Here is a 12,173-nt window from a genome sequence, read left to right as displayed (position 1 = left end):
TATGTTTAAGTAACGGGTTCTACTAAAATATCGTTGGGTTGAACGTGAACAACTTTCACGGCTGTACCTGCCGCAAGATAATCGCCCGAGGTTTTAACTTCAACCATTTTACCCTCGAATTCGGCTGTGCCCATGGGCCGCAAAGCCGATACGGCTACGCCCTCCATTCCCACTTTCAAATCGGCATTAGCGCCTTCATTTACCCTACTGTCAATGCTGGTTTTAAGTGAAAATTTTTTCCAGGCTCCTTTTCGAAAACTATAGTATAAGGCTGCCGCGAGAAACAAGCCGGTACCCAACAGCACATACGATCCACCTTCACGGCCAAATTCACCATAACTCACCACCACGCCAATAACGGTAAACGCCAATCCCAATAACCCAACCACGGTGGTACCCGGTATAAACACCACTTCAACAATTATCAGTACAACACCTGCCAGAATTAAGGCAGCAATGGCTAACCACATGATCATTCAGTAAATTCGAAAGGAATCAAAAGTACAAAAGAAAGGGTGACCTCCGTGCGGAAATCACCCGATTAATTTATTGACTAATTTCTTTAATAAGCGCGGGCAAACAACACCCTGCGGGAAGAAGGCTTGCCGCTGTAAACACAAGCACCCTGTTCTTCGGTTGCATCCAATGGAATGCAACGGATGGTAGCCTTGGTTTGCTCCTTGATAGCCGCTTCTGTTTCTTTTGTGCCATCCCAATGCGCTTGCACAAACCCTCCTTTTTCATCCAGCACACGCTTAAAATCTTCAAAAGAATCCGCCTTAGTAATTAAGCTGTCGCGGAACGACTTAGCTTTTTGAAAAATATTATTTTGAATATCCTCCAACAAGGCAGGGATTTTCGTCTCTACTTCCTCCAGCTTCATCACTTGCTTTTCCTTCGTATCGCGTCTGGCCACTTCAACGGTTCCGTTTTCCAAATCACGCGGCCCAATCGCCAGGCGAACTGGCACACCTTTCAATTCCCACTCGGCAAACTTAAACCCGGGTTTGTGCGTATCGCGGTTATCGAACTTCACAGAAAGACCTTGCTTGCGTAGTGCCGCAGACAGCTCATCTACTTTCGAAGTAATTTTTGCTAGTTCTTCTTCGCTTCTGAAAATCGGAACGATCACCACATGTATAGGTGCCAGTTTAGGCGGAAGTACCAATCCATCGTCATCCGAATGCGCCATAATCAGCGCGCCCATCAAACGCGTGCTCACACCCCACGATGTTCCCCACACGTAATCAAGCTTGCCATCTTTACCAGTAAACTGAACATTGAAGGCATTGGCAAAATTTTGTCCGAGGAAGTGTGATGTTCCAGCCTGCAGCGCTTTTCCATCCTGCATCATCGCCTCAATGCAATACGTATCAACGGCACCCGGAAATTTCTCGCCTTCTGACTTTTTACCTTTAATTACAGGCATCGCCATAAACTCTTCCGCGAAAGCGGCATAAACACCTAACATCTGAATAGTTTCTTTCACAGCTTCATCGGCTGTGGCATGAGCGGTGTGGCCCTCCTGCCAAAGAAATTCTGCCGTGCGTAAAAACAAACGCGTGCGCATTTCCCAACGCACCACGTTAGCCCATTGATTGATCAATATGGGTAAGTCGCGATACGATTGAATCCATTTTTTATATGTATTCCAGATGATGGCTTCACTGGTTGGACGCACCACCAGTTCCTCCTCCAGTTTTGCCTCCGGATCAACAATCAGCTTTCCTTTTGTATTCGGATCATTCTTTAACCGATAGTGCGTTACAATGGCACATTCCTTGGCAAAACCTTCCGCATTTTGCTCTTCCGCTTCGAACATGCTCTTCGGTACGAACAACGGAAAATACGCATTTACGTGCCCGGTGTCTTTAAACATCTTGTCGAGTGCTTGTTGCATTTTTTCCCAAATGCTGTAGCCATACGGCTTAATCACCATACACCCGCGAACATCGGAATGCTCTGCCAGATCGGCCTTTTTTACTAACTCATTGTACCACAGCGAGTAATCTTCACTGCGCGATGGAATTTCCTTTCCCATGTTGGTATAATTCTTGTTCTAATTTAAGGAGCAAATATACGGCAGATAAGACCCTGAAGATGCCGCCAACGCATTTTTAACGGAATTAATGCCCGGAAATTCGTACTTTTAGTGAATACTTTTGCCGCTTTTAAACGTTAGTTAAATAAACGGATCTAAACACCACGATTATGAAAACGAAACTGATTTTAGGGTTGACCATGCTAACGGGTGTGGCGGCTATCGCTCAGGAGAATGATGATCTGTACTTTCGTTCGAAAGATCGTGAGAAGCTTGAGGCTAAGCGGGCAACCGAGCAGACTTACGTTTCCAATTACGATACCTTCAAGAAGAAACATTTTAACGAGCCAACCGAGTTGGATGAGTACACCAATCCAACCGACAGCTATTCGGCTCGTAACGTAAACCCGGAATACATTTCGCGTTCGTATTCTGATCAGGTAAGCGAAGATGAAGCAAACTATTTTGTGGAAGGCTACGCACCCGCCACAAATAATTTCAATTATAATTCAGGCTACTACTATAACGGTTTCAATAATAACGCTGGCTGGAACAGCTGGTACGGACCTCAATATTACAACACATGGGGCTCACCGTATGGTTGGAATGATCCCTGGATGAATGCGGGTTGGGGTGGTAATCGTTGGATGAACGCGTACTGGGGCAATCGTTGGGGAAGCGGATGGTCACTTTCGGCCAGTTACTTCTGGGGTAATTCCTGGGGAAATAATTGGGGCAATAACTGGGGTTGGGGATGGAATGATCCGTTCTGGAATCCTTACAACAGTTGGGGATCGTCCTGGTCAAATTGGAACAATGGCTGGTACCGCCCTACAACGGTTGTTGTAGTGGGTGATGACAACCGCCCGAATTACGGCAAACGTCCTACCCGCAGCTCTGCCGGTGTTACTGAAGTAACCAATGCTTATGTTCGCCCGAGCCGTTCAAACAGCAATGTGGATTCGGGTAACGGTGATGCCGGTGGTCGAAATAAAACTTCGAATGATTACTATGTTCGTCCGAGCCGCAGAACAACAACGAATACATCCGGATACAGCAACTCCAATTCTTCATCGAACTGGAATAATTCGAACTCCACTATACGTCAGAGTCGTTCATCCACCTTTGACAATTCGGGATATTCGCCTTCAAGAAGTTCGGGCAACAATAACAGTGGCTATTCTCCGAGCCGTAGCTCCGGAAACAGCAACAGTTATTCACCTTCCCGCAGTTCCGGAAGCAGCAGTGGGTCACCAAGTCGAAGCTCTGGCTCTAGCGGAAGTAGTGGATCTTCATCCAGACCATCTAGAGGCGGGAATTAATTAACCATAACATTTGGGTATGAAATTCAGGGTTTTTATACAACTCACAGGCATCGTGTTGTCTCTTTCAACTGAACTGGCTGCCCAAAGCTTTGTGGAAAATGCCTTACTGTTCAGTCGCACGCGACCTAATGGAAGCGCCCGCATGCAGGCAATAGGCGGAGCCCAAATTGCGTTGGGTGGCGATTTTAGTTCAGCGCTTTCCAACCCGGCAGGATTGGGTATGTATAACCGATCCGAGTTCACTATTTCTCCTGGATTAAATTTTTATAATACCGAAGCTGATCACCTCGGAACATCTCAAAAAGAAGCCACCAGTAAGTTTACGATTCCAGGCTTGAGTTACGTTTTTAATTCGCCAAACAACAAAGATGGTTTTTGGGGCGGATCGTTTGGGATAAGCATGACACGTACCAATGATTTTAACTCATTCATGCGGTACAGTGGTGACGATAATGTTTCATCTATTGTTGATTGGTTTATTCAGGATGCACAAGGATTGAGCGAAAATGATTTATTAAGTAGTGACTTCCCAACAGGACTCGCTTACAGCAATTTTCTTTTCGAAGATTCAACTTTCTACGATGGACCACAGGGATACTACTTCTCTGTGCTTGGTCTGTATCCTGATCCTGAAGACATTCGCCACCTGAGAAGACAAGGGTCTATTAAAAATAAAGGTGCTCAATACCAATGGTCACTTGCCTATGGTGGAAACTATAAAGACAAATTCTTTTTTGGCGCCAATGTTGGAATCTCCACATTGAGGTATACGTTTTCCTCTACGTATTCCGAATCAAACTTCTTCTTTGAACTTGATCCGGATTTCAACCCATTAGACAATCTTTTGCTGGAAGAAACGATCGACATTGAAGGAACGGGTGTAAACCTCACACTGGGTGTAATTTTCAGGCCTGTAGACTTCCTTCAGGTGGGTGCTTCTTTTGCAACGCCAACATATTATCAAATTACTGATAGCTATTTCGCAAGGTTTAGCACGTTGTGGAATAATTATGATTACCTGGGAACCGGAACAATCCTTAACTCCGAAAGTTTTGAATCATTTGAACCCGTGATTGCTGAGTACAACTTTACCACCCCCATGAAACTTAGTTTAGGCACCGCATTCTTTATTACGAACTACGGTTTTATTTCCGGTGATGTTGAATTTGTGAATTACAGAAAAGCCAAATACGAATCCGATATCAGTGGTATTTCGTTCGATGGTGACAACGATGCTATTCTGGCATCCTATCAAAACACCATCAACTACCGTATTGGTGCGGAGTTCCGCTATGAGGCTTTGAGATTCCGTGCAGGTTATCAGGTTCAAAGCAATCCGTACAACACTTCCACCATTGATACGGATCGGAGTATCCAAACCCTTAGTGGAGGATTGGGACTGCGTTTAACTAAATTCTTTATCGACTTTGCGCTGATGCGTTCAGCCGGAACAAGTGAATACAGTCCCTATGTATTTCAAAATAATACTGGTCCGCGGGTTGATCTGAACAATGCCCTTACAACCGGCATGGTTACCGTAGGCTTTACGTTTTAACGCACAAGCCTGGTTATGATCGTCATCACATCGGGATTGTCTTCGTGAATAACAATGCGTGCCTGCTCATAAAATGATATCCGCGCTTCGCGCAAGGCGTTTAATGTTTCCGTAATTGATTTTGATCCTGCCAGTAAAGGTCGACTTTGTTTTTGCTCTGTTTGCAGGCGTTTCTCAAGTTCATAAACCGGAACGTCCAGAAAAACAGTTACCCCTGCCTGATTCATTATACCGATCCCGTTATGAAAGCAGGGTGCACCGCCACCTGTTGCCATTACAAAATCGTTGTGATCAGTGATGATTTTCTGCAGTGTGACGGATTCTATTTTACGAAAAGCAGCTTCGCCTTCATCAGCAAAAATTTCAGGAACGCGCTTGCCGGCCGAGCGTTCTATCACTTCATCTAAATCAAAAAATGGAAGTTGCAGATATGTGGCTACCTTCTTTCCGAGTGTAGTTTTTCCGGAACCGGGTAAACCAATTAAAAATATTCTCACGAACCTGAAATTAATTTCTTAAGCTCATCCGCTTCAGGCACGTCATTGTAATGCCACATGCCTTTTACCGTGCCATCAACCCAAAGGGTAAGGCCGGGGTTTGACCGAATGATAGTCTTTAACACCGTGGCATCAGCAAAGTAATACGGAGCTGCCCATTGATGTTCATGCCGGAAGGCCTCTACTTCGGACGAAGAAGACGAGGTAAGAATAATTGATTCGGCAGCGCCCTCCATGTCCTTAATCAATTTGGAAATACGATCAGCATTTTTTTTGGAAGCATGCTGCGCGTTGTCCATCACAATTAAAAGTTTGGCACCTTGAAAGGTTTGTTGCGTGTAATCCTCCCCTTCCGGACTTTCAATCCGGTAATCGATAATTTTAGGACGATCGCCTTCACGAATCACCTTATCCACCCGATCAATGAATGTATAAGTGGAGTCAACCTGACTGAGTTGATCCATGGTAAACTCCTTGCGCACACCTGCCTGTTCATAAATAAAAGTCATCACCACACTGTCGCGCTTGGCATCGGGTGGCAATTTCATTTGCTCCGGAATGTTATTCCCGATTTTGTAGGCACGGAAATCAATAAAAGGCAAATGGCGAATCGCATAGATGCCCAGGAAAAAACTGATCAAGGTAACGCCAAGAATCACGGCATGCCCCTCACGGGTACGCAATACCGGATCATACGATTTGCGATACCAAAACAAATGCAGGATGAACACAATCAGTATGAGATCTTTATAAAATGATTGCCACGGAGTCAATTTAATAGCATCGCCAAAGCATCCGCAATCGGTTACTTTGTTAAGGATGGCCGAGTAGCCTGTTAAAAACGTGAAGAAAATAATGAGCAACAACAGCACCGTTGTGGTTAGTCGCATGCGGTAATTAATGAGTACGGCTACACCCAACACAACTTCAAGCACAACCAGCACCAACCCGATATGCAGGGCATACGGAATAAACACCTGAAAAAAAGAGCCAAAGTCTGCTGAGAATACCTCAAAATATTCTTCAAGCTTAATTTCAGTTCCAACCGGATCATTCAGCTTAATCAATCCGGAAAAAATGAATAACCCACCAACAAAAATCCGTGAAAAGATGTCAATGTATTTTCTCATACGCTCAATTTTCTTTCAGCTTGATTAAACAAAATACCGCATAGTTGATCATATCCTGGTAATTGGCTTTTACCCCCTCACTTACCAGTGTTTTACCTTCGTTATCTTCAATTTGTTTCACCCTTAACAATTTCATAAGAATAATGTCGGTCATGGATTCTACGCGCATATCGCGCCATGCCTCTCCATAATCATGGTTCTTATCTTGTTGAAGGGCAAAGGTTTCATTTATGGCTGCATCGTAAAGTGGTTCTACCTCCTCAACCGTTAATTCAGTTTTAGTTGACTCCTGAAGTTGCAATTGGAGCAAGGCAATCACGCAGTAATTGATGATGCCAATAAACTCATCGGCAACGGGGTCGCCCACGCGCTGCGCGCCCTTTTCCTGAATGCTACGGATACGTTTGGCTTTGATAAAAATCTGATCGGTAATGGCAGGCAGCCGCAAAATGCGCCAGGCCGTTCCATAATCTTTTGTCTTCTTAAGAAACAACGCTTTGCAGGTGGCGATCACCTGCTTATATTCGGTGGCAGTTTTTTCGTGTATCATGATTTCAGCGGGGCAAAATACGGCATTTTCAACAAACAAAACACTGAACATAGGCGGGCGATTACACTCCCTGAATACTCCGCTGGTTATGGGTGTTATTAACACCACTCCCGATAGTTTTTATGCCGGTAGCCGACAAATGGATGAAAAGGAAATCCTACATAACGTTGAAAAAATGTTGACGGATGGCGCTTCCATAATCGATATAGGTGGGTACTCTTCGCGACCCGGAGCCGAACACATTTCAGAACAAGATGAAGCACAGCGCACGTTACACCCTATAGCTGCAATTCGAAAAAGATTTCCGGAAATAATCATTACCGTTGACACCTTCCGATCGGCCATTGCCCGAAAAGCTGTGGATGCCGGGGCGGATATGATCAACGACATTTCGGGTGGTGAACTTGACCACGAAATGCACCACACGGTTGCCCAACTTCAGGTGCCGTATATCTGCATGCACATGAAAGGCACACCCGAAACCATGAACAGTCTGGCAAACTATTCAAACCTGGAGCATGAAATCATCGCGTACTTTCATCAGAAAATTGCTACCCTGCAAAAAGCTGGCGTGAAAGATATCATCATCGATCCCGGATTTGGCTTTGCCAAAACCATTGAGCAGAATTTTCAATTGATGAATAACCTGAACCTGTTAAGCCTGCTAGGTAAACCTTTGTTGATTGGCATCTCCCGTAAATCCATGATCTGGAAAACCCTGCAAACTTCGCCCGAAGAAGCACTGAACGGAACCACTGCACTGAATATGGTGGCGTTGATGAAGGGTGCATCCATTCTGCGCGTGCATGATGTGAAAGAAGCCGTTGAAACCGTGAAACTTTTTACACACCTCACCCAAGCTGTAGGCAGAGTTTAGTACCTTTACCTCAATGATCTTTCTGTTCAAAATCGGCTTTCTGGATGTTACATGGGTTGACCTGGTGGATATTGGCCTGGTGAGCATTTTGTTGTACCAGGTGTACAAGCTGATTCGCGGAAGTATTGCCGTAAACATCTTCTTAGGCATACTAGCGCTTTACCTCATTTACCTGATTGTGCGTGCCGCGCAAATGGAACTGCTGGCCACCATTCTCGGTCAGTTTATGGGTGTAGGTGTGCTGGCCATGATCATTCTCTTTCAACCGGAAATACGAAAATTTCTGTTGGTGATCGGAAGAGGAACAGAATTCAGGGAAAATTTTTTAAAGACATTGGCGAACTGGCGGGGTGAATCCAACGATGAAACGGATGTGCACCAGATTATAGAAGCCGCTAAAACATTGAAAGGCACCAAAACCGGAGCATTGATTGTGTTTACACGCGATACCGCACTGAAGTTCTATGCAGAAACCGGAGATCCGTTGGACGCTGAAATCACCAAATCGCTTCTTCTTTCCATCTTTAATAAAACCAGCCCGCTGCATGATGGTGCTGTTATCATCTACAAAGGCAGAATAAAAGCAGCACGATGTGTGCTACCAGTTAGTGAAAACGATCACCTGCCATCGCATTTTGGAATGCGCCACCGTGCAGCAGTGGGCATGTCGGAAAGCACCGACACATTGGTGATGGCCATTTCAGAAGAAACAGGAAGATTAATTCTTGCCCGAAATGGAAAATATTTAAAAGCGCTCAGGCTAAAACAGGTTGAGCAGAAAATAATGGAATACCTCAATAATAGCGAGCCTTCAAACTGGGATCAGACTATTGTTGAGGAAGAAGCACCTGCTACAAAGAATGGTGTGAAAGCGTAGATTCATTATCTCCTTAAAATAAGTTTTATTATGAAAAGTATTTTTACCGCATGCACCTTGCTGTGTGTGAGTACACTGGTGCATAGTCAGCAACTGGAAACAATCATTCAAAAAGGACACGAACTGGCCGTGGTTTCCGTTGCCATCAGTGCCGACAGTAACTTTATTGTTACCGGAAGCAAAGATAAATCAGCAAAACTTTGGGATGTACGTAATGGCCGCGAAGTAAGAAGTTTCCTGGGGCATGAGCACACCGTTACCGCCCTTGATCTTTCGCACGATGGAAAGTATTTGATAACCGGTAGCTATGATAAAACTACCCGGCTTTGGGAAATCGCCACCGGAAAAGAAATTGCTGTTATTCCAAATGTTGACAATGGCATTGTTACCGATGTGGCTTTCGATCCGTTACAACGATTCTTTGTAATTGCCGCCAATAGCACCTCGGGTTATGGCGATACGGCCCGTGTTTATGATTTCAAAACAAGACGAGTGATTGCCAAACTCCGCATCAATCCGGATAAAGGATTAGGGCGCGGGATTGATATTGCCATTAGCCCCGATGGAAACCTGATAGCGATGGGTGAAGACAATCGCGTGGCTAATGTTTATAAAACTTCCGATTGGACAAAGGCGCATACCTTCGAGATCAAGGAAGGATTTTGTGGTGGATGCGCCACGAAAGTAGCGTTCAGTCCAGATAATGCATTTCTCTATACAGCGGCTCATCGCGGTGCCGTAAAAAAAATTCGCTTATCGGATGAAACAGTTGTCAAGCAATACGAAGAAGATCCGGATAACGAATTAACCTCATTGGCGGTAAGTGGTGATGGAAAAAAAATTGCCCGTGCTACAGAAAAAGACATTCGCATATGGGATACAGAATCAGGTGCAGAATTGGCCCAACTAACAGCCGAACGTCAGGCGGATTTTCATCACATTGCTTTTTCACTTAACAGCAATTCGCTGATCATCACCAGCGACAACAACACGGCCTTTGTTTGGGATTTCGTTGCAAAAAAAACGGTTCAGGAATTTACTGGCCTGCTCAATCAACGTGATAAAGGTGGTTTGAACTACGATGCGAATTTTGTCTGGCAGTCGGCCATAGCCAAATATGTACGCTTTAAAAATCACCTGATGATCACCAACGATGGCAAACAGCTCATCAAAGGGAAATTCGGAACAAAAGTAAAACGATGGGACATCGCCAGTGGACAAACCGCTATGGAGTACAGCGGCCATGCTAAAGCCGTGCTATGTTACGACCTGTCGAAAGACGGAAGATTTATGCTCACCGGTGGCGGTGATGGGAAAGTGATTTTATGGGATATTGCCCGTGGTGATTCAATAAAAGTATTCAAACCTCATCGGGAACCGATTTTTGATATTCAGTTCAGCCATGATGAAACCATGTTTGCCTGCTCGAGTTGGGATGCCACCATGCGCGTTTATGATTTGAACCTTGACAAAACGATTCAGTACTGGGATTATCAAAACAACTCGGTGTATAACCTGGCGTTTCATCCAAACGACTTGTACCTATTCACCGCGCAGTTGGATAACAGTCTTCAGATGACGGAGTTGGACACCCGCACCTCCGTACGCTCCTTTGTTGGGCATACCGATGTAATTGCCTCAATACAGGTAAGCCCAGATCAGCAACAACTGCTTAGTGCCAGTTGGGATGGTACCGTTCGCCTTTGGGACATTGCCACAGGGCTCATGACAAAAAAATTCAGAGATCATCGTGCCGCAGTTCATGTGGCCATCTTTAGTACTGATGGAAAATTTATTTATTCGGCCGGTGCCGATCGAACCATCCGAATGTGGGACATTAATACCACGAAAATTGTACGGAAGTTTGAAGGGCACAATGCCGAGATCACCTCACTTCTGATCAGCCCTGATCAGAAAATGCTGATCAGCCACAGCGTAGATGGCGTTACGAAATTCTGGGACTTAACTACCGGTAAGGAATTTTTCGAGCACATTCACCTGGGTGAACGCGACTGGATGGCAAAAACACCGGAAGGATATTTTAGCGGCACACAGGATGCGCGTAAGTACATCCATTTTGTTAGCGGCATGACTACCTATTCGGTTGATCAGTTTTTTGAGGAATTCTATCGGCCTGATTTATTGCCGCGATTATTTCAAACACGTGGATCAGGAAACCTTCAGGGCATTCAAGGAAAACTCAACAAATCACCATTACCAACAGTACGGCTGGCCACACTGCCTGCTTCTGACCCTTCTCAAATAGAAGTGTACGTAAAACTAACTGACAATGGCGGTGGCGTTGAAAATTTTCGATTATTCCACAATGGAAAAAACATTGCAATCAACCGCACAGAACTGAAGTTACCCTCCGGTAAAGATGCATCCACCACGTATAAACAAGTAATTAACCTGGTGGGAGGATCAAATACATTTACGGCCATTGCCGCTAACCGTAGTCGTGTTGATTCTGAACCGGCCACGGCAGAGCTTATTTCCGATATCGTAACACGAAACAGCGTGTGCTACATTCTGGCTGTGGGCATCAATCAATACAAAAATCCACGACTTAACCTGAACTACGCCAAGCCGGATGCACAATCGTTCATTGAGGTTATGGATGAGCGTTCTAAAAATCTGTTCAACCACATTGAACTTCACACCCTATATGATGATGAAGCCTCACGTGCTAACATATTGAAAAGCCTGGAGGATTTGTCGAAAAAAATTCATCCGGAAGATGTTTTCATTTTCTATTACGCGGGTCACGGTAGCATGGTTGAGGATCGGTTCTTTCTTATACCAACTGAAAGTTTACGTTTATACGATTTAGCTGCCTTGCAAAAAGAAGCATTGGAAGCATCTGTGCTTCAGGAAAAATTCAAATCCATTAAGGCATTGAAACAATTGATTGTGATGGACGCATGTCAATCCGGTGGCTCGGTTGAATTGTTGGCTAACCGCGGTGCGGCTGAAGAAAAAGCCATTGCACAACTTTCACGAAGTGCGGGCATCCATGTAATGGCCTCGGCTGGCAGCGAACAATTTGCTACGGAGTTTGCTGAGCTCGGGCACGGATTGTTTACGTATGTATTGATTCAGGCGTTGAGTGGTGAAGCCGATGGTGCTCCTCGCGATGGGAAAGTGACCATTTACGAATTGAAATCGTACATCGATGATCAGGTTCCGGAAATGACTAAAAAATTAAAAGGAAAGCCCCAATACCCCTACACGTTTTCGCGCGGGCAGGACTTTCCAATTATTTTAGAGGAGAAGTAACCTAAAACGGAATTTCAAAAATTCTCCATGTCAGCCTGAGCT

Annotated in this window: 10 protein-coding genes; 5 read left to right on the top strand and 5 right to left on the bottom strand. The window is 44.9% G+C overall.

The genetic code is table 11. The features are described from left to right. Positions 1-5: 5 nt before the first annotated feature. Positions 6-470, bottom strand: a complete 465-nt coding sequence (locus QY309_00920) for an NfeD family protein (GenBank protein ID WKZ60050.1) — start codon at positions 468-470, stop codon at positions 6-8. A gap of 92 nt (positions 471-562) precedes the next feature. Next, positions 563-2,041 (bottom strand): proline--tRNA ligase, encoded by a 1,479-nt coding sequence (gene proS / locus QY309_00915; GenBank protein WKZ60049.1) that lies wholly within the window; start codon positions 2,039-2,041, stop codon positions 563-565. A gap of 170 nt (positions 2,042-2,211) precedes the next feature. On the opposite strand from proS, the gene QY309_00910 reads away from it, so the two are divergent. Both QY309_00910 and QY309_00905 read left to right on the top strand, forming a co-directional pair. Continuing rightward, entirely contained in the window at positions 2,212-3,363 is a 1,152-nt protein-coding gene (locus tag QY309_00910; GenBank protein ID WKZ60048.1) for a hypothetical protein, read from the top strand. A gap of 19 nt (positions 3,364-3,382) precedes the next feature. Then, a complete protein-coding gene (locus tag QY309_00905; GenBank protein WKZ60047.1) occupies positions 3,383-4,921 on the top strand; it encodes a hypothetical protein in 1,539 nt (512 codons plus the stop codon). On the opposite strand, the gene QY309_00900 is transcribed toward QY309_00905, so the two are convergent. The 3 genes from QY309_00900 to QY309_00890 are packed head-to-tail and all read right to left on the bottom strand — an operon-like array spanning position 4,918 to position 7,095. Continuing rightward, entirely contained in the window at positions 4,918-5,418 is a 501-nt protein-coding gene (locus tag QY309_00900; protein ID WKZ60046.1) for a shikimate kinase, read from the bottom strand. The genes QY309_00905 and QY309_00900 overlap by 4 nt on opposite strands. Next, entirely contained in the window at positions 5,415-6,548 is a 1,134-nt protein-coding gene (locus QY309_00895; GenBank protein ID WKZ60045.1) for a DoxX family membrane protein, read from the bottom strand. The genes QY309_00900 and QY309_00895 overlap by 4 nt, the downstream gene beginning before the upstream one ends. A gap of 4 nt (positions 6,549-6,552) precedes the next feature. Then, positions 6,553-7,095, bottom strand: a complete 543-nt coding sequence (locus QY309_00890; GenBank protein WKZ61669.1) for a DUF1599 domain-containing protein — start codon at positions 7,093-7,095, stop codon at positions 6,553-6,555. Between the two features lie 91 nt (positions 7,096-7,186). Between QY309_00890 and folP the strand changes: the two genes are divergently transcribed. Genes folP through QY309_00875 form a run of 3 tightly spaced genes read left to right on the top strand, consistent with a single transcriptional unit; the run spans position 7,187 to position 12,131 of the window. Next, a complete protein-coding gene (gene folP / locus QY309_00885) occupies positions 7,187-7,975 on the top strand; it encodes a dihydropteroate synthase (GenBank protein WKZ60044.1) in 789 nt (262 codons plus the stop codon). A 13-nt stretch (positions 7,976-7,988) separates the two neighbouring features. Continuing rightward, positions 7,989-8,852, top strand: a complete 864-nt coding sequence (gene cdaA, locus QY309_00880; GenBank protein WKZ60043.1) for a diadenylate cyclase CdaA — start codon at positions 7,989-7,991, stop codon at positions 8,850-8,852. A 30-nt stretch (positions 8,853-8,882) separates the two neighbouring features. Next, the gene (locus QY309_00875) at positions 8,883-12,131 is read left to right on the top strand and encodes a caspase family protein (GenBank protein ID WKZ60042.1); all 3,249 of its coding nucleotides are present in this window, start codon (positions 8,883-8,885) and stop codon (positions 12,129-12,131) included. The last annotated feature ends 42 nt before the right edge of the window (positions 12,132-12,173 follow it).

It is taken from the genome of Cyclobacteriaceae bacterium (genome assembly GCA_030584025.1).
GTDB lineage: Bacteria > Bacteroidota > Bacteroidia > Cytophagales > Cyclobacteriaceae > UBA2336.
Note: the sequence above shows the minus strand (reverse complement) of the source record. Positions and strands in the feature narration are given on the sequence as shown.